The organism is Acidithiobacillus sp. M4-SHS-6 (assembly GCF_047421495.1).
GTDB lineage: Bacteria > Pseudomonadota > Gammaproteobacteria > Acidithiobacillales > Acidithiobacillaceae > Acidithiobacillus.
Map to the genome: position 1 here is coordinate 2,306,406 of NZ_CP175559.1, position 23,918 is coordinate 2,330,323.

The following is a 23,918-nucleotide window of genomic DNA, read 5'->3' on the forward strand; positions in this document are numbered from 1 at the left end:
GACTTATCGCCCACAGGCTCCTGAACCGGGCACACCCAGTTTCAACAAGATACGCTCCAGAGGGCAGAAACAGGTAAAACCACTTTGCAGCAAGTTGAGTCCGACGAAAAGCGTAAATACCAGGATCCACTCACTGACAAATATGGGACTGGCCGGTGCGCCCAGTACCACACTCACCAGGACAAAAAGACCGGCGACCACCCTTACCCAACGTTCTGTATTCATTTTTGTACAATCCTCTGCGTCTGCTCTTCAAGACGCCGCTGCCATAAAAAGTACAGCAGCGGAATCACCACCAATGTTAGGAGTGTGGAGGCGAAGGTGCCAAAAATCAAGGAAACGGCCAGGCCGCCAAATACAGGGTCAGTGACCATGATGGCCGAGCCAAACATGATGGCCAGTGCCGTCAGCAAAATCGGGCGAAAACGTACTGCCCCTGCCTGCAACACCGCTTCTTCAAGCCCAAAGCCCTGGCGGCGGTAATCAATGATAAAGTCAATCAACAACAGCGAGTTACGCACCACCACGCCGGCCAGGGCTATCACTCCGATCATTGAAGTGGCATTGAAAGGCGTATTGAGCAGCCAGTGACCGGGAAAAACGCCAATCAAGGTCATGGGAATCGCACCCATGACAATCACCGGCATCATGAAAGACTGGTAGTAGGCCACCAGCATCAGATAAATAAACACCAGAGCCACAATAAAAGCGGTACCCAAATCACGGAACACATCCAGAGTCAGACGCATATCCCCCCCCCAGAGAATCTGGTAATGGGTAATATCGTCGGGTTGAGCGGGAGTAAAACCCAGATTACCAGTGCTCAGATGGACACCATCCAGATGCTGACCATCCAGCCAGTGATTCAGGGTCAGGACGGCATAAACCGGGCTCGAACCAATCAGATCTCCGGTCACATACACCACTGGATGTTGGTCCCGGTCATCAATCGGTTTCGCCAGAGTGGTTTTCTGGATTTGTACGATACTCGACAGGGCCACCTGTTGACCCTGGCTGTTGCGGATATGGAGATCCAGAATCTGCTGCCGCCAGGCGCGGTCCTGGGGAGGAACCCGCAGGATAATATCTACCGGTTCCCGGGCGGAAGGATCGTGCAGGGCACCCAGTTTGGTACCCGCAATGTAATCATGCACCAGTTCGGCGACTTGTGCCGGGACTACGCCGGCAAGCATGGCCTTTTGCCGGTCCACATGAATCCGGTACTCGGGAACGGTAGCCGTTACCGAGTCATCCACATTGATCATATCGTAAACCTTGCGGAAACGTTGCTCTACCGTCCCGGCCAATTCCCGCAGCTTCTGGTAATTCGGACCATAGAGCTCGGCGACGACCTGGGCGCGCACCGGGGGTCCTGGCGGAACCTCAAAAATCTTGATGACGGTTCCCGGAAAACGACTGCGCACGACCCGCAAGGCCTTATACACTTCCACAGCCACCGTATGGGACATGGGGCGTTCATCACGGGGGACCAGATTGATCTGGATCTGGGCGTAATTACTGCCTTCACGCATCATGTCACCACGCACCAGTCCGGCAAAATCCACCGGCGCGGATCGCCCCAGATAGGTCTGGAAGTTTTCAATATAGCGATTGTGACTGAGGACATTGCCCACGGCTTCCGTCACCTGCCCCGTGGTATCCAGTGCGGTGCCCGCGGGGGTGTCCACCTGAATCATGAAATCACTGACATTGCCTTCGGGAAGCATTTTCAGGTTCACGCCCAGAGCGCTGAGAGGGCCGTTCATTCCCTGAGGACGGACAAATTGCCACAAGGGCATCAACATGGCCAACACCAGCAACACCACCACAATCAGGAAGAATATGTTGCGCCGTCTGGAGGACTTGAGCAGTGGCGTCACCACACGCAAGTAACCTCTTTGCAAGGCATCCGGGGAGGATTGGGGAACGTCCTCATGCTCCCGGGCATGCCCGGCCGAGGCATGGGCATCAGCGGCTCTCGCCGCTTTTTTGCGCAGAAAACGATAGGCACCCCAGGGCACCACCGTATAGGCCAGAAGTACCGAGGCGATCATGGCGATGGGCACAAAGATCGGGATCGGCAACATGAAAGGCCCCATCATGCCGGTCACAAAAGCCATCGGCACGAAGGCCAGAATGACCGCCAGGGTCGCAATGTTGGTGGGATTGCCGATTTCATTGGTCGCACGAATCACGCAGCGGGCAAAGTCATCCCTGGCACAACCATGCAAATGGCGGTGGATGTTTTCAATCACCACAATGCCACCATCCACCAGCAGGCCCAGGGATAAAATCAGGGCGAAAAGAGTAATGCGATTGATGGTCTGCCCAAGCAACCAGCCAATTCCCAACACCACTCCCAAAGTCAGGGGCACGGTCAAGATAACGATGCCCGCTTCCCGCCAGCCCAGGAAAATCAGCAGAATGATGGCTACTACCCCGATAGCGATACTGAGATGCTCAAACAAGGTACTCACGGCATCATCGGCACGGGCACCATAGTCTCGGGTTATGGACACATGGACTCCCTGAGGCAGGGCTTCCCGCTCCAGACGTCCCAGCTTGTCCTTGATGGCATCCGCTACCGTGACCGCATTGGTACCTGGACGTTTGGCCAGGGCAATGGTCACTGCCGACATGTTTGTTCCAGCCGGTAGGTGCATCCGGTTAGCTGGCCCTGCGGTAGTAAAGACAGCCGTATTGCTTTCTGCCGGGCCTTCCTCGATGCGAGCCACATTTTTCAGGAAAATGGGTTGGCCATCATGACTGCCGATGATCACATTGCCGACGCTTTGTGCAGAGCCCACCGCGCCATTGATCCGCAGGGGAATCTCATGATTGTCGTTCACCAGATTGCCGCCGGGGAGAATGACATTGTTCCCTTGGAGAGCCTGCTGGATATTTTTCAGACTGAGGCCGGCACTGGCGAGCTTGGATGGATTGAGCCATACATTGACTGCCTGCCTAGCTCCTCCGATCAGGGTGGCATTGGCGACGTCCGGTACATTCTGCAACTGATCCATCAGCCGAATACCTATCTGCCGCAGAACCAAAGGGGTCAGATGCGATGCACTCAAGGTCACCGTCATGATGGGTACGTCATTGATCCCTATGGACTTGACCAGAGGTTGCTCGGTACCTGGCGGCATTTTGTCCATATTGCGGCTGAGCTGGTTATACAACTCCAGCAGGCTTTTTTCTTCATTGGCCCCCACCTGGAATTCCACAGTGACAATGCCCATGTCATTCACAGAGTAGCCAAAAGTATGATGCACCCCAGGCAGGGAAGCCATCAGAGCTTCCAGAGGACGGATGACCAGATTGTGGATTTCCTCACTGTTGGAGCCGGGACGCATGACAAAGATTTCCGCCGCCGGAACCACAATTTCGGGGTTATACAGCCGGGGAGTCACCATCACCGCCAAAAGCCCGAAAAGGGCAATGGCAATCATGATGAGTACCGTAATTTTGGATTGATAGAAAGACTGGGCCAGACGGCCAGCCAGATTCATCTTTTGCGGCTGATCAGCCATGGGCTGCCCCGGCATTGATCTGATCGCCATTATTCACTGCGGCAAGATTGCCGGTCACCACTCTTTCACCCGCGCTCAAGCCGGAAAGGATTTCCACACCATGCGGTGTTTCCGGGCCCCTGCGTACCATGCGGTAGTGGGCAATACCGTGGGCATCCACCACGAAAACCCCCGGGATTCCGGCGCGATCCTGCAAGGCGCTGGCCGGAACCGTAATCACCTGACGAGCCGCCAGCGGCGCCTCGACCGTCACATAATTCCCTGCGTGCAGATGACTGTCTGCGGGCAAACTCAGCTTGACGGTGTGGGCATGGGTCATGGCATCCGCTGCACTCACCAAATCCAGTACCGTTGTGGGTATCCGTCGCCCCTCAGCCACCACATCCACGGTCTGGCCCATTTTTAGGCTTCGGAATAAGGCACTTCCTGCAGCAAAACGCACTTCCAGCCGGCTGGTATTGGCAAGGGTCAGCACGGGTTGTCCCGGCGAGGCCATATCCCCATTTTGCGCTTGTTTGTTGATGATGATCCCGGAAAAAGGCGCGGTCACCTGGGCATAACGCATCTGGGCTTGGGCACTGGCAATACCTGCACGGGCAGCAGCAGCACGCGCCTGTGCCATGGCGTAAGCGGATTTCACCTGATCCCACTGTTTTTCAGGAATCGCCTGCTGGGCGTAGAGCGCCTTGAAACGCTCATAATTGGAACGGGCATCGCTGAGACTGGATTGGGCTTCGGTCAGACCAGCCTGGGCCTGTTGCACCTGAGCCTGCACAACAGTCGGGTCCACCTCAAAGAGCAGTTGGCCGGCCTTGACCGCCTGCCCTTCGCGCAGGTCCAGATGGCGAATATAACCACTGAGTCGGGAACTGATCTGCACCTGGTGGGCAGCAATCACCGTACCGGGAATCTGGCTGTAGGCCGCCATATTCTTCCCGCCAATCTGCATGACCGGGGCATTCACGCGGTGATGTATGGCCGGGGTCTCGGGGGGAGATTTGCTGCAAGCAGCCAGACCGGCACTGGTCAGCACCATTATCGACACCAGTGCGGTGCGCTTCCAGATCATCATTGTTTCACTCCTTCCACGACGGACACCGGGGCCACGTCGACGATTTCTTGCGGATTCAGTTTGCCCATGGCCAGCAGCAACGCGCCGCGCTGGACGGCTTCAGCATAATAGGCCGAAACCAGTTCAGCCCGGGATTGATCCAGTTCAGCCTGGCCATGTAATAGTCCGGTAATGGTTTCGATCCCATTTTCATATCGCAGGCGCACCAGACGTTGCGACTCTTCCATTTGCCGCACCGCCAGCTGACGCATTTTGACGCGCAATGCTGCCTCCCGGGCGCTGCGCCAGGCTTCCGCCACCTGCAAACGCAATTTATCCTGGGCTTCCTGCAAAGTAGCCATCACCTGTTCGCGTTCGGCCTGGGCCCGGTCCATACCGCCGCCCCGAGCAAAATCCAGTACATTCCAGGTCACTTCACCACCTATGGTATAGGAGGGCGCCGCATTCCCCAGAGATCTGCCATTCCATTCCTGATTGGCCATGGCATTTACATGGGGCAAATAAGCAGCCCGGGCCACCTGGATACCATCCTGAGCGGCTTTCAGCTTGTGCTGCAGGGCGAGAATTCCGGCGTTGTCGGTGAGGGCCTCGCGCTGCAAATCCGTCAGAGGATTATCCGGCAATACGGGTTGCGCGGGCTTTCCTACGGAAAGGGTCTCACCTTCTGGCCAACCAATCAAAATGGACAGGTTTTCCAAGGCATTGGCGTGATCATTTTCGGCAGCCTGAAGGCCTAGCTGGGTTTTTTCCAGATTCACTTTGGCCGCCAACCAGTCACTTTTGACCAGCACCCCCTTATCGAGGAGCAGCTTGCTGGTTTTCACATAGGATTCCGCGGCCTTTTCCGCTTTTTTGGCCACCTCAATGGCACTATCAGCGGCAATGACACTGTCGTAAGCCTGGAGAACGGCAAAAGTCAGTTTTTGGCGGGCCAGGATATTACCGCTTTGGGCGGCTTCCAACATGGCATGGGCCTGACTCAGGCGCCCCCAGATTTCGCCCCCATTCCAGATGGGGATTTCCAACTGCAGTTTGGTGCCGTAATTGTGATAGCTACCCGGATGATCGAGACCAGCAGGCGCCAGATTCAGACTGTTGGGGTTACTGGGGTTGAACTGGCTGGCCCCAAAATCGTTGAAGGTAGCCTGGCGCTGAGACAACTTCATGCCAAAAACCGTCAGGGCATTATTGGACTGGATGGCAGAAAAGGAAGCTTTCAACTTCGGCAGCAAATGGCCCCGCGCCTCAGACACGGCACCTTTCGCTTCCGCTTGCCGCGCCTTGGCAGCGAGAATCCGCGGATTCTGCTTGAGGGCCAAAGTCACACACTGGTTAAAATCCAGGGCCATTGCGGGTGCAGCCATCAGTGATCCCACAAAGGCTGTCGTCAGAAGCACCAGGATTTTTTTACAGGGACCCTCAAACATACTTTATCTCCGCCACCCAAAGCCACATCCATTCTGTTCAGGAAAACAGTGTACATGGTTTTCCATAGGCGTCCTGCAATGCAGAAAGCGCAGGGAACGAAGCATATCAGAATATAAGCATATACCACAATATACATCTATCTGGCAGATGCTGATCCCCATCCTCCCGCCTTATGCCCAGTACTCAGCGATATTTCAGTGGATACCGCAGAACACGTCACTCATCATGGAAATCAGCCGCAAGGTGCGCGGATCACCGACTCGATAATAGACCTTGTTGGCATCCTTGCGCGCACGGAGGATATCTTTTTCTCGCAGGATCGCCAGATGCTGGGAGATGTTGCTCTGCGTGGTTCCCACTGCGGAGACGATATCCTGGACACTCATTTCGTCCGACCCCAAAACACACAGCACTTTCAGGCGCAGTGGGTGGGCCATAGCTTTCAGAGAACGCGAAGCCTGTTCGATGTCCTCTTCCCTCGTTGGTAACTCTTCCATATCCTTGCCTCTTGGTCCATTAACCATCTTATTGACTTTAATTTAGAAACTGTATTGCGAAGTCCTGCCTCCACCTTGCCTTTCACGCTGCAACCGCATAAAATCCACTCCAACGCGGGTGTAGTTCAATGGTAGAACCTGAGCTTCCCAAGCTCATGACGTGGGTTCGATTCCCATCACCCGCTCCATCATCAGCGAATGAGAATAACCCCATACAGCAATTTTAGAAACCCCCGGATCATAAGCAATCAATGATCATAAGCAATCAATATAGTGGCCGATCCAGGCTGGCCAATATGGCGTCTACCCGATCGCGCACCGCCGCGGTCATCTGAATGGGACGCCCCCACTCCCGCTGGGTTTCTCCAGGCATTTTGTTGGTCGCATCAAAACCCGTCTTACCGCCGAGACCGGCGACAGGCGAGGCAAAATCCAGATAATCTATGGGCGTGTTTTCAATAAGGGTGATATCCCGAACCGGATCCATCCGGGTCGTCATGGCCCAGATCACATCTTCCCAACTACGCACATTGATATCGTCATCCACCACAATAATGAATTTGGTATACATGAACTGGCGCAGAAATCCCCAAATACCAAACATGACACGCTTGGCATGCCCCGGATACCCTTTGCGGATGCTGACCACCGCCAGACGATAGGAACAACCTTCGGGGGGCAGATAAAAATCCACAATTTCCGGGAACTGCTTCTGCAGTAATGGCACAAACACTTCATTCAACGCCGCACCCAGAATGGCCGGTTCATCGGGAGGACGCCCAGTATAAGTGCTATGATAAATGGGGTTTTCACGATGGGTGATGGCTTCCACGGTAAACACAGGAAATTTCTGGGTTTCGTTGTAATACCCGGTATGGTCCCCAAAAGGGCCTTCTTCGGCCATATCATCGGGGTATATATGACCTTCCAGCACGATTTCTGCACGGGCAGGTACCTGAAGCGGGACGGTCAAGGCCTTGGCCAACTCGGTACGTCCACCCCGCAACAATCCGGCAAACTGATGTTCGGAAACCGTATCAGGAATCGGAATCACGGCAGCGAGAATGGTTGCCGGGTCAGCACCATATGCCACCGCCACGGGAAAAGGCTCACCCGGATGCTGTTTCTGAAATTCGCGCAGGTCCTGTGCCCCGCCCCGGTGCGCCAACCAGCGCATGATCACCCGGTTGCGACCAATGACCTGTTGCCGGTAAATGCCCATGTTGACCCGGCGCTTGTGCGGACCTTTGGTAATGGTCAAACCCCAGGTCATGAGCGGTGCGGCGTCTTCCGGCCAGCAGGTCTGTACCGGCAAGGCGGATAAATCCACTTCATCGCCGCGTAGTATCACTTCCTGACAAGGCGGATGGGCAACGATCGTCGGAGCCATGTACAGCACCTTGCGCAGGGTCGGCAATTTGTGCCACAAATCCCGTAACCCCCGGGGAGGGTCGGGCTCCTTGAGATAGGACAGTAATTGACCGATTTGCCGCAAGCCAGCCAGTGACTCGGCACCCATGCCCAGGGCTACTCTCTCCGTCGTGCCAAATAGATTGCCCAGCACCGGCATGGTAAAGCCGCTGACTTGCTGGAATAGCACTGCGGGGCCACCCGCCCGAAGGGTGCGATCACAAATTTCTGTCATCTCCAACTGCGGAGATACGGGCACCTGGAGAGCGCGCAGCAGGTCCCGTTTTTCCAGATCGGCAATAAAGGCGCGCAGGTCACGATAGCTCATGGGCGCATTGTAACCACAGCCACTCTAGTTTGTCCCCTCTCCGGGATCTTCACGAGCGACCACAAAGGCGCTGTCCGCCACTTCCAGGCTGGAGGTGGCACGAATATCAATGGCTTCGTGACCACTGATGTATTCATCGGCCAGGGTGCTCAGACAGGCCATTTCGTCTTCCGAAACGGCTTCGAATCCGGCAAATCCCAGATCTTCCAGGAGCACTCTTCCGCGCAGCTCCGCATCCATGGCACAGAGCAAGTCCGTCAGCATGTCCTGCTGCGGAAACAGGCGGGGGCCAATGCAAAAAGCATGAAAGGCAAAGGCATCATCCGACTGGTCGATAATGCGCAGACGCTCACGAATCAGCTTGCTGGCACTGAGGTACACCTCATCAAACAGGAAACCCAGGTCCGCCTGCCCCTGCAACAAGGCTTTCAGCACCCCCTGATAACTGCCGGTAAACACAAATTCCAGCCGCGCCCGGTCAATATCGGCCTTGTCCATCAGAAACAATCCGACCATATGGATCAAGGTGCCGGGATGTGCCGAGGCAATGCGAATACGTGCCGGAAAGTCCTGGGGAGCGTGCATCGGCCCTTCGGTTTTCCCGCACAAATACACTTCGTCAAAATGATTGCGGGGCTTGACGATGGGCCTGAATCCCAGTTTCTGCTGATACTGTACCCAATCGAAGGGGTTGGCGTAGACCAGATCAAAATGACCCGAGAGTACCGCCGCCCGACCCTTGTCAAAATCATCCTGGGGCTGGAAATGCATCACCTGACCCAGGTGACGTTGCAAATAGGTATTCATCAGAAACCAGCCCGGCAGATTTTTACCCGAATAGTTGGGGTCCACCGTAAAGTTCAGGGTGCTTTTACGTGCTGCCCATTCTTCGCTCATCAACGCATCGGCCTTAAATATCAAAATCGACAGGAATTTCGCCAAGAATATTCAGATGGATATTAAAAGGCGTCATGTATTTCATGGCGGTCATCATGGACCCCTTGAACTTGAGCTTACGCGTCATCAAGGCGGCCTTACCCGACACCGCACCAGAGAGGATTTTCTGCCAGTTGTCCATGCTCGTCCACATGATGAAGTCACGACGACGACCATCGGATGGCCCGGCATAGATGACTTTTCCGGCCTTGCAGAAGAGCATGACGTGGGGAATATCCGGCCGGCCTTCGATGTAATATTCCCAGGTCGCATTGAAGTTTTTCAGATCTTTCTGAATTTCCGGATGCGAATCCCATTGCTTGCCCACCAGACGGATCCATTCGGTACTCATGAATTTTGTCATGATTAAAAGCACCTCTAAGTCATGTATAAATGATCCATAATAATTTGTTTATATTCTATTTATCTATTTACTTTGTCTTATAGTTAGACGCTTTTCACACTTTCGCCAGTCGCCAGCAAAAATTGCACGATCATTCCCGAAAGCATCACGCCAAATAGTGCGGGCATATAGGAAATAGTTCCATTGACGGTTTTGGGTCGCCCTTGAGGGCCGGTGACCGGCTCGGGTGGGGCGGTCGGGCGGGGCGTTTCATCAGAAAATACCGTCAAAAAATCCAGACTGGCGCCATTCTTACGGAGCAAAGCCCGTACTTCACGCGCCAGCGGACATTTTTCGGTCTGATTCAATTTGGCCACCCGCACCCGTTGGGGGTCCAGACGATTTCCTGCCCCCATACTGGAAAAAACTTCCAGACCTAATTGCTGGGCAGACTGGATCAACAGCGCTTTCCAGGCAATGGCATCAATGCAATCGGCCACGAGTTCGGCACCACTTTCACGCAGAATCTGCTCCGCGTTGTCGGCGGTGATAAATTCCTGGCGGGCGACGACGGTACAGGCAGGGGAAATATCCCGGATACGTGCCGCCATCACCGCCACCTTGGGCTGATCCAGGGTCGAATGCAGTGCCACTACCTGACGGTTGATATTGGATGGGGAAACCACATCATGGTCCACCAGCGTGATTTTGCCGACGCCAGCACGGGCCAGATTTTCGGCCACATAGCCACCCACACCACCCACACCGGCAATCAATACATGGCGGCGGTGCAAATCGGCGGCAGCAGTTGCCCCCAACAGAATTTCACTACGTTCAAAAGGATCCGGCATTTAGGCATTTTCCTGAAAGCGAAAAAAAGCCAGCGTATTACGGGTGAGTCGTTCTGCCAACGCCGGGAATGGGATTTCGCGCAGATGGGCCAGGGCGCGGACAGTTTCCACCAGAAAAGCCGGCTCGTTGCGCTGCCCTCGAAAGGACCCGCCGGGCTGCCAGGGCGCATCGGTTTCTATCAATACCCGATCCAGGGGTAAAGACCGGATGGTGGCCTGCAGGCGCAGGGCCCGGGGATGGGTGAAGGCAGCGCCCAGCCCCAGGTAAAATCCGCTGTCCATCAGTCGCTGTGCCTGCACCAGGCTCCCGGAAAAGCTGTGCACCACCCCCCTCAGCCCCGGAAAACCACGCAGAATCAGGATCAGTTCTTCGAGAGTGCGGCGCGCATGCAAGATCACCGGCAAATTCAGCGCCAGCGCCAACTGCAACTGGCTTTTCAGACAAGCGACTTGCGCCCCATGATCAGGTGCGTTTTCCGAAAGATCCAGACCAATCTCACCCAGCGCCACGGCCTGTTCCAGCAAAACCGGCAATGCGTCAAGCCAACCGGAAGCGCAGGCATTCAGATATAAAGGATGCACCCCATAAGCCGGATAAAGCATGGTGTTCTGGGCACAAAGCTGCTGCAGGCGAGGCCAGAATGATGGGCTGTAGGCGGGTACCACCATTTTATGCACACCTGCAGCTTGGGCTCTCTGAATAACCTCCTGCCGATCCGGATCAAAGGCCGCATCATCCAGGTGACAGTGACTATCGATCAATTCAGGGAAACGCATTTTCCAGACAAAAACCTCAATCCATGACTTGCCGCCAGACCCATCTTGGTCTTAAATGACAGGATATGCTCAAATGCTGGAGAAATCATGCATAGCCTGACCGCCGATATTACCATCCTCGGCAATGGCCCTGTGGCGCACAGTCTGGCATTGGCCCTGGGTGAAATCGCTTTCAAGGTGCTCATTGCCGACACCTTTCCTCTGCAGCAAGCCCGCCCGGCAAATCATGACCGAACAGTGGCCCTCGCTCTGGGCAGTCGTCGCCTGCTCAGGCATCTGGGCGTGGAAATACCCCTGCGTGACGCCGCTGCCATCGAAACGGTGCAGATTACCCAGCAAGGCCTCACGGGCCAGGTTCGCCTGGAACACCAGTTGCTCGACGCTCCGGAACAGCGCCTGGGTGAAGTGACCGGGCTGAACACCTTGCAGGCCGCACTGGCGCTGCCCTTGGCCCAAAATCCCTCCATCCGGCAGCTGGCCACTGGTCCTCTGGAATCCCTGCAGTGGTTTCCTGATCGCCTGCAACTGGACTGGCCAGGCCTGCGGGTGGAAACGGCGCTGGCGGTGGTAGCCGATGGTGGTCATGGCGGACTCGCCCGTCTGGCGCCCTTGCAACGTCTGGGCTGGGATCATAACCGGCACGCCATTGTCGCCACCGTCACCCCCCGTGAGCCCCTGTCAGGCATCGCTTTCGAGCATTTTCAGGAAAGCGGGCCGCTGGCCTTTCTTCCCTTTGGTCAACAGCAGTTCTCCATAGTCTGGAGCCTGCGTCCAGGAGCGGCCAGTCAGGTCATGGATCTCCATGATGCGGCTTTTCTGGACGCCCTGAACCGCCAGCGGCCGCCCCATCTTCCGCCCCTGAGGGATACCAGTCCACGCAGTGTGTATCCTCTGTTTTTCCAGCGTCTTTGGGCAGAACCCAGCCAACGTCTGGCCCTGGTGGGCAATGCTGCCCAGACCCTGCACCCCCTCGCAGGTCAGGGTTACAATTTGGGTCTGCGGGATGTCATCACTCTCGCGGCGCTGCTCCGGGAGGCCGCCGCTACTGGTCAGGATCCGGGCAGCAGACGCTTGCTGGAAGATTACAGTCGTATTCGCCGTCGCGATCGGCTGGAAACCATCGCTTTTACCGAGGCCATGAATCGCCTGTTCAGTAATCCACGTTTCCCCCTGCGCCTAGCTCGCGCTGCTGCATTGGCCCTGCTGGAGCAAAGCACCTTTGCCAAACGCGAGCTTGCGGCCCGGCTGGCCGGCATTCGCCTGCCCGCCGGAAGTGTCATTCCCGACTTGCAAGGAACGCCTGCCCATGTCCGCTGATCCCCATTATGATCTGATCATTTCCGGCGCCGGCATGGTGGGAGCCAGTCTGGCCCTTGCGGTCAGGCAGACAGGACTGCGGGTCGCTATTTTCGAAAAACGTCCACAAGCCCTTTGTGCCATGCCCGATGCCTATGAACGCGCCAGCCTGGTTGCTGCCGGTTCCGGACGCTTTTTGCAGAAAATCGGCATCGATGTGGCGACATTGGGTAGCACCGTGGAAAGGATGCGCGTCTGGGACGCCGAAACAACAGGCAGTATCCATCTGGATGCGGAAGAAGCGGGAGAGGCTTTTCTCGGTCACATTCTCGAAAACCGTCGCCTGGAACAAGCGCTTCATGCCGCTTTTGCCGATCAAGGGGTGGATGTTTTTTACGGACGAGAAATCCGTGCGGCCTGGGCCGACCAGGAGCAGATACACATCAGCGCAAGCGGGAATGGCGACTCCAGGAATGGTGAATCTGGCGATCGTGCCTATCGCAGCGCCCTCCTCGCCATTGCCGAGGGTCGCCAGTCGGTACTCCGCAAGCAGCTCATCCAGGCTCCGATTTTTCATGAAGCCTACGGTCAGGATGCCATCACCGCGACCGTGTGGATGGAAAAACCCCATCGCAACATCGCCTATCAGCGTTTTCTGCCTACGGGTCCCCTGGCGGTCCTGCCCTTTAGGCATGACAGCGCCGGGCATCCCCGGGCTTCCATCGTCTGGAGCGCCAGACATACCCTGGCACGGCGGCTGATGCAGATGGACGATGCCGCATTTTTAGCAGCACTCCATCAGGCCTTTGGACCCCAGCTGGGGCATTTTGTACGTATCGGCAAGCGCAACAGTTATCCACTGTCCGGCCTGCACAGCAGCCGCTATATAGGTGATCGCTGCGTGATTCTGGGAGACAGTGCCCATGGTGTGCATCCATTGGCTGGCCTCGGGGTCAATCTGGGCTTCAGGGATGTCCAGGCGCTGACCGAAAGCATTCAGGAAGCACGGTCGCGGCACGAGGACTGGGGAGGCAGTTCAGCATTGCGCCGCTACCAAAGAGCGCGACGTCCTGATAATCTGGCCAATGTCATGGCCTGTGGCACACTCAGTCATCTGTTTTCCAATCGCAGTCGAGGGCTGTCCCGCTTGCGCGACATGGGGTTGCTGGGAACGGGGTTGTTGCCACCGGTCAAACGCTTTCTTATCCGTCAGGCCATGGGCCTTCAAGGAGACTACCATGCAACACCGCATCGCTGATGATATTGCTGCCGCCTTTGGAGACGCAATTGCCCGCCTGGGTACCGTCAAGGAAGATGTGGACAAACAGGCCAGGGCCATCCTCTCCAATACTCTGGATCGCCTGGATCTGGTTACCCGTGATGAGTTTGATGTCCAGCAGGAACTGCTTTCCCGACTGGCGGCCCGCATTGCCGCCCTGGAAGCCCGCCTGGACGCAATGGCTCCAAAGACCGCCCTCGACGAAAATTCCGACAAGGGCTAAACCTTGCCGCTGGCGCTGGTCCAGAGCCGTGCGCTCACCGGCGTGCATGCCGCTGCAGTCGCCGTAGAGTGTGACTTGGGTCCAGGCCTGCCCACTTTTGCCGTAGTCGGGCTGGCTGAAACCGCCGTCAAGGAATCCCGGGACCGGGTGCGCTCCGCCATCCAGAATAGTGGCTTTGAGTTTCCGGCCCGCCGTATGGTCGTCAATCTGGCTCCTGCCGACCTGCCCAAGGATGGTGGACGCTTTGATCTGCCCATTGCCATCGGCATTCTCGCCGCCAGTGGGCAAGTTCCGTTAAAAGCCCTGGAAAATCTGGAAATGATCGGCGAACTGGCCCTGGATGGCAGCTTGCGGCCAGTTACCGGAGCCCTCTCCAGCAGCCTGGCCGCTGGAAGTGCAGGTCGCGCTCTGCTGCTTCCCGTCGGCAACGCCGTTGAGGCCGCTTTGGCACGATCGGCCCCGGTTTTTGCCTGCCGGAATCTCGCCGAAGCCGTGGCGCATTTGCGCGGAACCCAGAAACTTGCGGAAACAACGCCTCATGACAGCATCTCCGCAGACACTGTCCCTTATCCGGACTTGCGGGACGTGCGCGGTCAGGAGACAGCCAAGCGGGCGCTAATCATTGCCGCGGTAGGTGGTCATCACATTCTGCTCTCCGGCCCCCCCGGTACCGGCAAAAGCATGCTGGCCATGCGGTTGCCGGGGCTGCTGCCGCCCCTGCGTCGGAGCGAAGCCCTGGAAGTCGCCGCCATCCACAGCCTGCAAAGCGGTGGGTTTGATGTGCAACGCTGGGGACAACGGCCCTTTCGTTCACCCCATCACAGTGCCTCTTCGGTGGCATTGGTGGGTGGAGGCTGTGACTTCCACCAATTAAAGCTACATTCTGACAATAGCTGCTACAACACAGACATTCTCGCTCAGACCGTGGGGCCTTTTGGTGGATCATGGAAAAAATTCCCCTAGAAAAAGCCCACGCCCCGGTTTTCATAGACATAGGCAATCTGACTGACAGACGCTTTATGGTCTGGTGGTATGGGGTGCTGTCGCCCAACCGCTCCGACAAATACCAGCCAAAAGTGACTGTCCTGTTTCGCGAAATCGATGGCGAAGGGATTTTACTGAATAATTTTCAATGCAAGCGCGTTAACGTCACCAGCCTAGGGTTTATGCGCATAGGAACTGTATGGCACGACGGCAAACTGGTCGCCAGAGCCAGTTACACCACCAAGATACTTGACGTCAATTTTTCACCAGCCGGATGGCACTACTCTTCCATAGGTAAAAACGCCATATCAGATGAGCGTAGACTCATTCCCCGTGATATGTACCCCATATTCACGGGTTGTCCCAATGCGATGGCTGACAGTTGGCTGCTCCACTTCTCTACAGAGGATGAAAATACATCATCGCTTCTGATTCCTTGTATGGAGTTTTTCTCCCGCTGCTATGGATTTTCCGAAACAGTCAAACGTATATTAGTGACCTTGCCTTGGAGTGCTGCTGAACGGCGATTTTTTGCCACACCATCTGAACCATTGCCATCCAACCCGGGAACATGGGCAATTTGTCTGGGCCGAGACATGCTTGACGACGATGCCCTTTTCCTCGCACACCTGAAATACGATTCCTATGCGCGTAACCAAGCAAAGCAAATTTGGTCTCAGGCAGAAAGCATGTCGGGCACCAAACCTATTTTCCTGAAAGTGTCGCCATGGAATCAGGGGCTAGGCAAGATCCGCGTAGCTGGGATCAACATTCCAAAAACAAAAACATTCCTAGCTCTGAACATACTCGGCATGTCTCCACCGAAGAGCCCAAATATCTTATATGATCGTGCGAACACAAATAAAACTGGAGAAGCGGACGAAGAAACGATAAATGGATCGGCATGGACAGGCGCTGTACGCGTGACCTGTACTTTGGTCCCAGAAGGGTTGTCACTGACCGAAGATGAAGCGCCCGATCAAGGAACAGGGGCTGTAGACCTGGATGAATCGAAATGGGAGTGGCTTGGGAGATCGCCCGTATTAATCCCTATCAGGCGATCGCGCACGCAAAGCACGAGGGATGGAAAGGCAATTATCAGCCCAGCCTTCAATTCGGCAGTCTCTGCCGGTGAACCCCATGGTACAGGCAAGGACACTGGACGTGCGTCTATCCACGAGCCGATCCAGCTAGAATCAAGTGGTGCTTTATTAGATATGTGGGAAGCTCTCCGCCGACTAGCCAAACAATATAGTGAGAATATCTTTGACATCGGATTTTATACGTTAAAAAATGGCGCGCAGAGTGGTGTGAGACCATTAATGATACCCTTCCCATCACTCAACAAGGGGAACAAGGGCTATACTTGGTCAATCATTGATACCACACCGAAGCGCCAACGTGGTGTCTCGGTTATATGGATTCGATCCAGCGTAGGTTATGTGTTCATAATAGAGATAGAACGACGCACATGGACAGAGACTCAATCCGATGGAACTACGAAAAACATAGAAGATTCATTTAGTGGTCTGGTTTTCCGACTCGATAAAGAAAAGGAAATAGGTAAATGGATCACATTAGTCATGCAGAATCTTCCGCTAACTAATGGGGTGTTTAGCACAGGCTTGCTAAAATCCTGCCCAGGACAGGCTTGGACGTTCCCGCATAGGAATTCAAAAAGTAACAAAGTGGCTTGCGAATCAGCAGCACGGAATGCGTTGAAAAAGGTAGGAGTGGTACTATACTGAACTTTAGGGCGTATTCCGGGGAGACAACAAGACCGCCTGTATGCGCGAGTCATCTGCGTCCAGGACATCCGGCCCGCACGGACGTCTTGGTAGCGCTGCAGGTACTGGGTGGGTGCCATGAGCATGAGGGGTGCGTGACCACATCGGACTAGGCTCTAGGTAGACGAGTGGTTGCCTTGGGTGCAAATATCCATTGGCAGCCTCAAGACTTCATTTCCTTTGAGCGCGTTGCACGGAGTGTCTGGGAAACATCTGCCTGCATGGAGCATGTAGTCGTCCGATTCGCAGTTGAAAAAAGTTAAGAGGGAGGCATGAAGCGTTTTCAGGGTATTCCTTCAGTAAATGAAGAGGGGGGCTTTATTATTTCTGCGAATACGTTGCAGTCAAACCCCGACGGCGTTTTTATGCTCGTCAGCTTTGATGTCTCGAAGTTTATGGACAATTTGTATCAGAGGTTGGGGATTTCTTTTACTGAAGAAATCGCCAGTTCTGTAATAAAAAGAAGAGCTGAATACCTCGCGGGACGGTATGTGGCAAAACTCGCACTGGAGAGGCTCGGTTTCTTTAAATGTGACATCGAATCGGATGAACGGCGATGCCCGCTTTGGCCCATAGGTATCGTCGGCTCAATAAGTCATGCGAAAAACAAGGCACTTTGCGCCGTTTGGCGCACCACGCATACCGATACTATTGGCATAGATATCGAGTACTGGATTGCACCATATATCTGTAGCGCACTGGAAGCGCAGGCAGCGGACCGCACGGAGTGCGATCTGCTTGCGGCGTGCGGACTAACCTACCATAAGGCGCTCACGCTGTTATTTTCAGCAAAGGAGAGTGTGTTTAAGGCACTTTATCCAAAAGTCGGTTACTATTTCGACTTTTCGGCAATACGACTGGCGGCAATTGATACCGAAGCGCACATGCTAATCTTTGTTGTCAATCGAATGCTGGGACCTTATCGCAAGGGTTTCGCGTTGTCAGCAGCATACAAGATATTCACGGGAGGGGTGATAGTGCTCGTTCGAATTGGCAATTAGACTAATTATAGCCCAGATGTGGTGGCTTCTCTTCCCCCACGCAAGTCCCAGCAACCCTTAGGATCTTCTGGAACTTGTGGAGGATTTGGTGGATTAAGAGCCGTTCCTACCATGCATATCCAGTTGTCCCTCAAGCCCACTTTACCTTTAACGATTAATATCGTAACACAGCCTTTCGGGTCCCGCAATAAACTCCAAGAGGCTGCCTAATCAGGTTAAGACACAGAGAACTGTTCAGATAAAACCATCTCGAAAGCTGCCAGTAAACCAAAGCAGTCGCTTTCGGAACCAATGGTGATTCGCAGGAAGTTTTGGATACGCGGCCCATTGAGATGCCTGACCAGCACTCTGTGTCGGCGCAAACCAGTCATGAGTTGCGAAGCGGTATAAGTTGGATGGGTTACAAAGATAAAGTTTGTTGACGACGGTAACACGGTCAGCCCCAGATGTCGAAGCTCTTCTGATATCCATTGGCGTAGTCGCACGATCTCAGCAATGGTGCCGGTGAAGTAACTCTGGTCACCCAGCGATGCGATTGCCGCTACAATCGAAAGCGACGTCAAAGGGTACGAGTTAAAGCTGTTTTTGACCAAATCTAAACCCGCGATCAGCTCTGAGTTCCCCAGCGCATAGCCGACGCGGATGCCTGCCAAACTACGTGACTTGGAGAAGGTCCGAACTATCAGGAGGTTCGGATAACGATCCAGTAATGGGATTACAGTAGCGCCACTAAAATCCGCATATGCCTCGTCAACGATTACAACTTGATTTGGGTGCAACGTCAGCAGATATTCTATCTCAGCGTTGCTGATGGCATGCCCGGTCGGTGCATTGGGGTTTGCTAAAATGACACCCCCACAAAGTGCTCCATAATCGCGAACGTTGATGCGATAGTTCGCGTCAAGTGGAAGCTCCATATAATCAATATCATATAGCAAACAAAAAGTTTTATAGAAAGAGTAACTGATGTCCGGCATCAAGATCGGCAGGTCATGCCTAAGTAGTGCGCAAAACGCATGGGCGAGCACTTCGTCAGACCCGTTCCCAACAAAGACGCTATCGATCTCGACACCATGATAATGCGCAAGCGCCTCGCGCAGAGCTGTGGAATCAGGGTCAGGATAGAGCCTTAACCTGTCGCCTGGCCACACTCGTAGCGCTTCAATGACCGCGGGCGAGGGACCAAATGGGTTTTCGTTGGTATTCAACTTGACCAAGCCCACCTGATTAGACTGCTCACCCGGAATATATGGGACCAAATCAGCCAACGCCGGGCTCCAATACGTACTCATTCACTCCTCCATGTCCAACAGCATTTTCAGAGCAGCCTTAAAAACATAGCATCTAGCGTTTACTATCAGCATTACATTCATATTGTCACCTTTGGCCCCCATTTTGACGAGGCACTCCGCAGATTGAGGAGCGATGTAGTCATTTTAGCGTCTCTGAGAGCATCCACCCATTCTCCACCTCAATTGTGAACAGCATGCTTGGTACTAGCGAAGGCGTAGTGCATGAAAATATACTACAATCAGCACGGACCGGCCATACTCACTGCTGAATTTCGTCGGATATTTGACAATCGCCCTGATCCTCTTTACGTCTGTGTCGTTCGGCCTCGTGCCAAGTTCTGTCGGCAATACACTTCATTGCCTGATAAATCGGCATCGCTCGTTCGATCATTCGATGGACACGGTCTGGCAGGACAGAAGCGTTCTTCTGCGCCTCCAGCATGAGGCCATTACTATACTGCGCCTCGTCGTGCCAACCTTCCCACGATTTCCAAGCTGGAATGACCTTTGGCTCCCAACTCAGACTATGCGGCAGGAATGCTACGCCAATGCTGCTACAATATTCCTTCAGCATCGTCACTGGGTTTCGGAGAAGGTCGTCTGCATCAAATACGATCACAGCCTCAGGTTGCAGGCGCGACGATTCCTCATATATCTCGTAGAGCGACTCATAGCCAGCTTCAATCCAGTCGAAATCCGGCAGTTTCTTATACATGGACGCGAGCGACTTCTCAGGATGGCGGATGAGGAAGGTACTGATGATCTGTGAAAGAAACTTGCTTCGTAACGGCGTCCGCATGTGAAACGCGAGTTCTTTGACAAAGCACGGTTTCCCGTTTGCTCGACCCACCCGCTCAATATCGTCCCAGATTTCCTTGAAAGTGTACCCTGCTTGCACGGGCTGATCGGCGAACCTTGCATGCCCCCTTTCTCCTCCGAAGAAAAAAGCTTGCGAAAATGGCTCATGAATAACGTTGAAGTCCCCCCGCTCGATGAAGATTCGTTCGAAGGCGGTGGAGATCGACCGTGGATGCGCCCAGAGAAAGATTGGGTTTGATGTTATTTTCATACCAATTCCGCTAAACGCAGGTGGTTTTTTTCTGGCTGTGCCATGCTTTAAAACACCTTTTAACCAAAAATAGGAAATCCCCCGGCTCTGCCGGGGTGACAGTAGATGTTTGACATATAGTGGCGTCCATCGGAGAACCGACGTTGTGAGCCGCCAAGCACACGATGAAGGAGAAACCGATGGAAGAAGGATTGAGCCTAAGGCACAGCAAGTGGGAGTGCAAATATCACATAGTATTTATTCCGAAGTGCCGACGTAGGGTGTTGTACGGTCAGTTACGGAATGATCTTGGGGAGGTATTTCGGGCTTTGGCCCGGCATAAGGAAAGCCGGATAGAAGAAGGGCATCTGATGGTAGACCATGTTCATATGCTGATTTCGATACCGCCGAAGTACGCAGTATCCAGTGTGGTGGGTTACATCAAGGGCAAGAGCGCGATCCATATAGCGCGGACTTACGGTGAACGGAAGCGTAATTTCGTGGGCCAGTATTTTTGGGCGCGTGGGTATTTTGTATCGACGGTGGGTAGAGATGAGGCGATGATTCGAGATTATATTCGCCATCAGGAAAAAGAGGATGAACGAGTAGATCAGTTGAACATATGGAGCTGATCCGGGCCACCCAGTGGTGGCGCCAAAACTGAGGGGCCGCGTTAGCGTCCCCGTTTTAAGCCGCTTTGAGCGGCTCACGAACTAAAGCTCCCGGCTTTGCCGGGAGATATTTACTATACTCCTTTGGCGTGTCACCTCGCGTAAATAACATTGAATTGCCCAGCATCTGTTTGGCCTTATCGTTCGGAAATACGCCAGTTGCGTATCTTGGCAGGCGCAGCAAGTTGTCGAACAGAGTGCCGTGACAATTGATGGGATCTAAGAATACCGAGACCAGCGGTCCGAGCGTCTTGGCCGCAAGCTCAGTGTTCAAGATGTGTAACCAGTTTTCATAGCTAATCATCTCGATTTTGTGGCCCGATTCATTAACCCATTCGGCAAGATCCTTGAGATGCACCGTCCTTTCGTCCAGAATATGGTAGAAGTCTGCAGGAGCAACCAATGCAAGCCGCGCCATAGCGTCCGCAGCGTTTCGGACCATCGTGAAGTCCATTGAGTAATCGATATCGGGAGCTTTTCCTGTCAGAGCAATTAGCTTCAGCAAGCGGACATAGAGATCTTGTTCGTGATGCCGCATCGTTTGCGTGTTGCCCCAAAGTCGTGCAGGTCTAAAAATCTTAACGTCTAAACCTTGGCTCTTGACGTCCATCACGATCTGTTCGGAAACCCACTTGCTCTGTGCGTAGCCACCGAATAGACCTCGACTGTAATGTGAAGAAGATGACTCGCCTGAACTCCCTGTGGCGGCTTGCGTTGAAAAGAAAACCGCTAGGGTCGAGATGTAATTGAATTTCTTTATTCGCCCTGCGGCCGCAAACCGAAGAATCTGCGCCGTCCCTTTTACATTGGTGGGCGCGAGCTGCTCGTAACTCTTGATGAAGTCCACGTCTGCGGCGCAGTGGAAGATAGCATCGATGCTGTGTGAAAGCCGTCGAAATTCGTGGCGCGACAAACCGAAGTCCACGTCCGTGATATCCCCGACGACAATCTCAATACCTTCTTCCCGGACATTCAAGGGAATGTCGTATTTGTCTAAGGTGCGCTGTAGGCGCATGACAACTGATAATTCGGCATCCGACCGGACTAGACATGTCACCTCGACGCCAAGACGAACTAAGCTTGCTAGCAGGTGCACACCCAGGAATCCGGTCGCGCCAGTCAAGAGAAAGTGGTGAGTTGGGTTCTCGCTGCGACTTTCCTGTCGGACAATTGAAAGACAAGGAGCAGCGGGCTTAACATAGATCGAAAGATCGCCGCTTTCACAAGCTTGTTCCGATCTGGCTACAGAGGCTTTGGTAACTCCTGCTTGTAGCAGCTGTGCTGTCCAGCGGATAGTACCGCGCCCATCCAGAAACATGTGGTAGGGTATTCTGCAATGCCACTGCTGAGCGACTCGGTGAAGAATTTGTTGCGCTTCAATAGAGCTTCCGCCACCTGCGTGAAACTCCGTGTCAATTGAAAACCCGATTGCCAGATCTTTCGGCAACACGTCAAACCAGACATCCCAAAGCGCGGCCTCTATTTCGTTACATCCGGACGGCGGATGATGCGTCGTGTCAGATGTTGGCATTGGCAGCCTTTTGATATCTACCTTGCCGTTGATATTCATTGGTATTTCATCCAGTTCGATGATGAACGAAGGGATGCTATATGCTGGTAATCGTCTGAGAATCGCATCCTTGACATATTGCGCGATGGACTCGCGTGACAGGCGGTTTCGAGTCCAACGCATTACCAAATAGGCGATCAGATAGGTGCGTGCAGCGGTCCGCCATGGGCGAACCAGACATTCGGTGACCTCGGGAATGGTTGTAATCGCCTCCCTAACTTCTGCACACTCAATGCGAAAACCGTTGATCTTGATCTGGTCGTCTAAGCGTTCCACCCACTCCAACTCGTTATTCGGCAATAGGCGACATTTGTCTCCAGTTCGATATGCTTTACCGATAGTTGGTAAGTCAACGAATTTTTGTGCGTTTAGCGCAGCATCACCGATATACCCTAGGCGGGTCAGCGATGCGCCGCCGATATACAACTCCCCTACATCGCCTTTTGGTACGGGGGCATATTTCTCATCCAGCACCTCCGCAAGGATTCCATAGGTAGGGTGACCGATAGAGACTGGCTCATCCGCTCCGATGACTCCGCCAGGGTAGAGACGCTTAGTTGCGCAGACCGTCGCCTCGGTTGGGCCATAAGCGTTAATTAACAACCGGCCCACCCCCCAAGTTCGAATGAGTTGGCGACTCGGCGCTTCTCCGGCCAAGACAATGGTATTCAGGTCAGGCAGTGGTGGTGGCACGCCGATCGCACTCAGCAATGTAGGCGTCACGACTGCATAGCTGATCCGACGCTCTGCCAACATATGGCAAAAGGCCGAAAGTTCGAGTTCTTCTGCGCTGGTGATATACAAGGTGGCACCGGTTGCTAATGCGCCGACGATGTCGCGGATTGACGCATCAAATCCGAAGGACATGCACAGCGCAATCCGATCGCTGCATTTGATCTCTCCACTGCGAACATGCTCCATGACCATGTTCGTCACGTTGCCGTGATCGATCTGCACACCTTTGGGATAGCCCGTAGTGCCCGAGGTAAAAATGACATAGGCCCGATTACATTCTCCGACCTCGCTTCCGATCGGGGCCTCACTGGCCGACTCATGAACGCTTTCCGTAAAGCAACGCTCAATGTTGATGAGACTTGCCAGATCGACGAACTTTTCGGCAGTAGTATCATCGATGATCGCGATTGACGCTCCGCTGGTGTCGAGCACATATCTGATTCGCTCTACCGGGGCCATGTTATCCACGGGTATGTAACAACCGCCTAGTTCCCATATCGCCAATAGCGTTAAGACCCAATTTGTAGACCGTTGGAGGCAGACGGCAACCGCCGAGTCCCTGTCGACTCCCGCAACACGCAATACGTCGGCTAGGTTCCTAGCTCGCACGAACAGTTCCTGGTAAGTGAAACTACGATCTGCGTCGAATATGGCGACCTTGTCGGGATAGCGTGTCACAGCTGCGTCGAAAAGAATGAAATGGTTATTTTTCTGCCACGTCAATCCCGAGATACGTGCGCTGGATTCAGCAACGTCGGTTAGCATTGACATGGAGTCTTCCGTTGTGTTTCTACCGATGCTTGATCTGCACCGCTTCCAGCCCATACTGGACCAACGAAAGCGTCCAAGGTGAGCCT

20 protein-coding genes and 1 tRNA gene are annotated in these 23,918 nt (G+C 54.1%); 8 read left to right on the forward strand and 13 right to left on the reverse strand.

From position 1 onward, the window contains the following. Positions 1-3: 3 nt before the first annotated feature. From ACJU26_RS11980 to ACJU26_RS12000, 5 genes are all read right to left on the reverse strand, one after another. Positions 4-225, reverse strand: coding sequence for a DUF2892 domain-containing protein (locus ACJU26_RS11980; RefSeq protein WP_414039869.1), 222 nt, complete (start codon positions 223-225; stop codon positions 4-6). After that, a complete protein-coding gene (locus ACJU26_RS11985) occupies positions 222-3,533 on the reverse strand; it encodes an efflux RND transporter permease subunit (RefSeq protein ID WP_414039870.1) in 3,312 nt (1,103 codons plus the stop codon). Before ACJU26_RS11985 ends, ACJU26_RS11980 begins: the two co-directional genes overlap by 4 nt. Continuing rightward, a complete protein-coding gene (locus tag ACJU26_RS11990) occupies positions 3,526-4,605 on the reverse strand; it encodes an efflux RND transporter periplasmic adaptor subunit (protein WP_414039871.1) in 1,080 nt (359 codons plus the stop codon). Before ACJU26_RS11990 ends, ACJU26_RS11985 begins: the two co-directional genes overlap by 8 nt. Further along, the gene (locus ACJU26_RS11995; RefSeq protein WP_414039872.1) at positions 4,602-6,032 is read right to left on the reverse strand and encodes a TolC family protein; all 1,431 of its coding nucleotides are present in this window, start codon (positions 6,030-6,032) and stop codon (positions 4,602-4,604) included. The genes ACJU26_RS11990 and ACJU26_RS11995 overlap by 4 nt, the downstream gene beginning before the upstream one ends. A gap of 195 nt (positions 6,033-6,227) precedes the next feature. Then, a complete protein-coding gene (locus tag ACJU26_RS12000) occupies positions 6,228-6,530 on the reverse strand; it encodes an ArsR/SmtB family transcription factor (protein ID WP_414039873.1) in 303 nt (100 codons plus the stop codon). Positions 6,531-6,644: 114 nt separating this feature from the next. On the opposite strand from ACJU26_RS12000, the gene ACJU26_RS12005 reads away from it, so the two are divergent. Then, positions 6,645-6,718 (forward strand) — tRNA-Gly (locus ACJU26_RS12005). A 77-nt stretch (positions 6,719-6,795) separates the two neighbouring features. Here ACJU26_RS12005 and ubiD read toward each other — a convergent pair. The 5 genes from ubiD to ACJU26_RS12030 all read right to left on the reverse strand — a co-directional run bounded on the left by ubiD (position 6,796) and on the right by ACJU26_RS12030 (position 11,175). Then, the gene (ubiD, locus tag ACJU26_RS12010) at positions 6,796-8,268 is read right to left on the reverse strand and encodes a 4-hydroxy-3-polyprenylbenzoate decarboxylase (RefSeq protein WP_414039874.1); all 1,473 of its coding nucleotides are present in this window, start codon (positions 8,266-8,268) and stop codon (positions 6,796-6,798) included. A gap of 24 nt (positions 8,269-8,292) precedes the next feature. Beyond that, entirely contained in the window at positions 8,293-9,165 is an 873-nt protein-coding gene (locus ACJU26_RS12015; protein ID WP_414039875.1) for a phosphate/phosphite/phosphonate ABC transporter substrate-binding protein, read from the reverse strand. A gap of 13 nt (positions 9,166-9,178) precedes the next feature. Continuing rightward, a complete protein-coding gene (locus ACJU26_RS12020) occupies positions 9,179-9,568 on the reverse strand; it encodes an SCP2 sterol-binding domain-containing protein (RefSeq protein WP_414039876.1) in 390 nt (129 codons plus the stop codon). Between the two features lie 83 nt (positions 9,569-9,651). Continuing rightward, on the reverse strand, positions 9,652-10,398 hold the full coding sequence (locus ACJU26_RS12025; RefSeq protein ID WP_414039877.1) for a ThiF family adenylyltransferase: 747 nt from the start codon (positions 10,396-10,398) through the stop codon (positions 9,652-9,654). Next, positions 10,399-11,175, reverse strand: coding sequence for a TatD family hydrolase (locus ACJU26_RS12030; protein ID WP_414039878.1), 777 nt, complete (start codon positions 11,173-11,175; stop codon positions 10,399-10,401). A gap of 87 nt (positions 11,176-11,262) precedes the next feature. Here ACJU26_RS12030 and ACJU26_RS12035 point away from each other — a divergent pair, with 87 nt between their 5' ends. The 6 genes from ACJU26_RS12035 (at position 11,263) to ACJU26_RS12060 (ending at position 17,745) form a co-directional block, all read left to right on the forward strand. Further along, positions 11,263-12,492 carry an FAD-dependent monooxygenase gene (locus ACJU26_RS12035; protein WP_414039879.1) on the forward strand — a complete coding sequence of 410 codons (1,230 nt, stop codon included), beginning with the start codon at positions 11,263-11,265 and terminating at the stop codon, positions 12,490-12,492. Continuing rightward, complete coding sequence (locus ACJU26_RS12040) at positions 12,482-13,729, forward strand: FAD-dependent monooxygenase (RefSeq protein WP_414039880.1); 1,248 nt, start codon at positions 12,482-12,484, stop codon at positions 13,727-13,729. The genes ACJU26_RS12035 and ACJU26_RS12040 overlap by 11 nt, the downstream gene beginning before the upstream one ends. Further along, positions 13,710-13,973: an accessory factor UbiK family protein gene (locus ACJU26_RS12045; protein WP_414039881.1), complete on the forward strand. Its 264-nt coding sequence runs from the start codon at positions 13,710-13,712 to the stop codon at positions 13,971-13,973. Before ACJU26_RS12040 ends, ACJU26_RS12045 begins: the two co-directional genes overlap by 20 nt. Positions 13,974-13,976: 3 nt before the next feature. Next, entirely contained in the window at positions 13,977-14,936 is a 960-nt protein-coding gene (locus ACJU26_RS12050; RefSeq protein ID WP_414039882.1) for a YifB family Mg chelatase-like AAA ATPase, read from the forward strand. Continuing rightward, a complete protein-coding gene (locus ACJU26_RS12055; protein WP_310514679.1) occupies positions 14,918-16,705 on the forward strand; it encodes a hypothetical protein in 1,788 nt (595 codons plus the stop codon). Before ACJU26_RS12050 ends, ACJU26_RS12055 begins: the two co-directional genes overlap by 19 nt. A gap of 311 nt (positions 16,706-17,016) precedes the next feature. Further along, on the forward strand, positions 17,017-17,745 hold the full coding sequence (locus tag ACJU26_RS12060) for a 4'-phosphopantetheinyl transferase family protein (RefSeq protein WP_310514678.1): 729 nt from the start codon (positions 17,017-17,019) through the stop codon (positions 17,743-17,745). 215 nt (positions 17,746-17,960) lie between these two features. Here ACJU26_RS12060 and hisC read toward each other — a convergent pair whose 3' ends face one another. Both hisC and ACJU26_RS12070 read right to left on the reverse strand, forming a co-directional pair. Next, a complete protein-coding gene (hisC, locus tag ACJU26_RS12065; protein WP_310514677.1) occupies positions 17,961-19,037 on the reverse strand; it encodes a histidinol-phosphate transaminase in 1,077 nt (358 codons plus the stop codon). Between the two features lie 259 nt (positions 19,038-19,296). After that, positions 19,297-20,106 (reverse strand): hypothetical protein, encoded by an 810-nt coding sequence (locus ACJU26_RS12070; RefSeq protein ID WP_414039883.1) that lies wholly within the window; start codon positions 20,104-20,106, stop codon positions 19,297-19,299. Positions 20,107-20,285: 179 nt separating this feature from the next. On the opposite strand from ACJU26_RS12070, the gene tnpA reads away from it, so the two are divergent. Continuing rightward, a complete protein-coding gene (gene tnpA / locus ACJU26_RS12075) occupies positions 20,286-20,717 on the forward strand; it encodes an IS200/IS605 family transposase (RefSeq protein ID WP_414039884.1) in 432 nt (143 codons plus the stop codon). A gap of 55 nt (positions 20,718-20,772) precedes the next feature. Here the strand turns inward: tnpA and ACJU26_RS12080 are convergent, their stop codons facing one another. Then, the gene (locus tag ACJU26_RS12080; protein ID WP_414039885.1) at positions 20,773-23,832 is read right to left on the reverse strand and encodes an amino acid adenylation domain-containing protein; all 3,060 of its coding nucleotides are present in this window, start codon (positions 23,830-23,832) and stop codon (positions 20,773-20,775) included. Between the last annotated feature and the right edge of the window lie 86 nt (positions 23,833-23,918).

Excerpts from the sequence above, each read along its gene's own strand:
- ACJU26_RS11980 (WP_414039869.1), bottom strand. The coding sequence starts at position 225 with ATGAATACAGAACGTTGGGTAAGGGTGGTCGCCGGTCTTTTTGTCCTG.
- ACJU26_RS11985 (WP_414039870.1), bottom strand. The coding sequence starts at position 3,533 with ATGGCTGATCAGCCGCAAAAGATGAATCTGGCTGGCCGTCTGGCCCAG.
- ACJU26_RS11990 (WP_414039871.1), bottom strand. The coding sequence starts at position 4,605 with ATGATGATCTGGAAGCGCACCGCACTGGTGTCGATAATGGTGCTGACC.
- ACJU26_RS11995 (WP_414039872.1), bottom strand. The coding sequence starts at position 6,032 with ATGTTTGAGGGTCCCTGTAAAAAAATCCTGGTGCTTCTGACGACAGCC.
- ACJU26_RS12000 (WP_414039873.1), bottom strand. The coding sequence starts at position 6,530 with ATGGAAGAGTTACCAACGAGGGAAGAGGACATCGAACAGGCTTCGCGT.
- ubiD (WP_414039874.1), bottom strand. The coding sequence starts at position 8,268 with ATGAGCTATCGTGACCTGCGCGCCTTTATTGCCGATCTGGAAAAACGG.
- ACJU26_RS12015 (WP_414039875.1), bottom strand. The coding sequence starts at position 9,165 with ATGAGCGAAGAATGGGCAGCACGTAAAAGCACCCTGAACTTTACGGTG.
- ACJU26_RS12020 (WP_414039876.1), bottom strand. The coding sequence starts at position 9,568 with ATGACAAAATTCATGAGTACCGAATGGATCCGTCTGGTGGGCAAGCAA.
- ACJU26_RS12025 (WP_414039877.1), bottom strand. The coding sequence starts at position 10,398 with ATGCCGGATCCTTTTGAACGTAGTGAAATTCTGTTGGGGGCAACTGCT.
- ACJU26_RS12030 (WP_414039878.1), bottom strand. The coding sequence starts at position 11,175 with ATGCGTTTCCCTGAATTGATCGATAGTCACTGTCACCTGGATGATGCG.
- ACJU26_RS12035 (WP_414039879.1), top strand. The coding sequence starts at position 11,263 with ATGCATAGCCTGACCGCCGATATTACCATCCTCGGCAATGGCCCTGTG.
- ACJU26_RS12040 (WP_414039880.1), top strand. The coding sequence starts at position 12,482 with ATGTCCGCTGATCCCCATTATGATCTGATCATTTCCGGCGCCGGCATG.
- ACJU26_RS12045 (WP_414039881.1), top strand. The coding sequence starts at position 13,710 with ATGCAACACCGCATCGCTGATGATATTGCTGCCGCCTTTGGAGACGCA.
- ACJU26_RS12055 (WP_310514679.1), top strand. The coding sequence starts at position 14,918 with ATGGAAAAAATTCCCCTAGAAAAAGCCCACGCCCCGGTTTTCATAGAC.
- ACJU26_RS12060 (WP_310514678.1), top strand. The coding sequence starts at position 17,017 with ATGAAGCGTTTTCAGGGTATTCCTTCAGTAAATGAAGAGGGGGGCTTT.
- hisC (WP_310514677.1), bottom strand. The coding sequence starts at position 19,037 with ATGAGTACGTATTGGAGCCCGGCGTTGGCTGATTTGGTCCCATATATT.
- ACJU26_RS12070 (WP_414039883.1), bottom strand. The coding sequence starts at position 20,106 with ATGAAAATAACATCAAACCCAATCTTTCTCTGGGCGCATCCACGGTCG.
- tnpA (WP_414039884.1), top strand. The coding sequence starts at position 20,286 with ATGGAAGAAGGATTGAGCCTAAGGCACAGCAAGTGGGAGTGCAAATAT.
- ACJU26_RS12080 (WP_414039885.1), bottom strand. The coding sequence starts at position 23,832 with ATGTCAATGCTAACCGACGTTGCTGAATCCAGCGCACGTATCTCGGGA.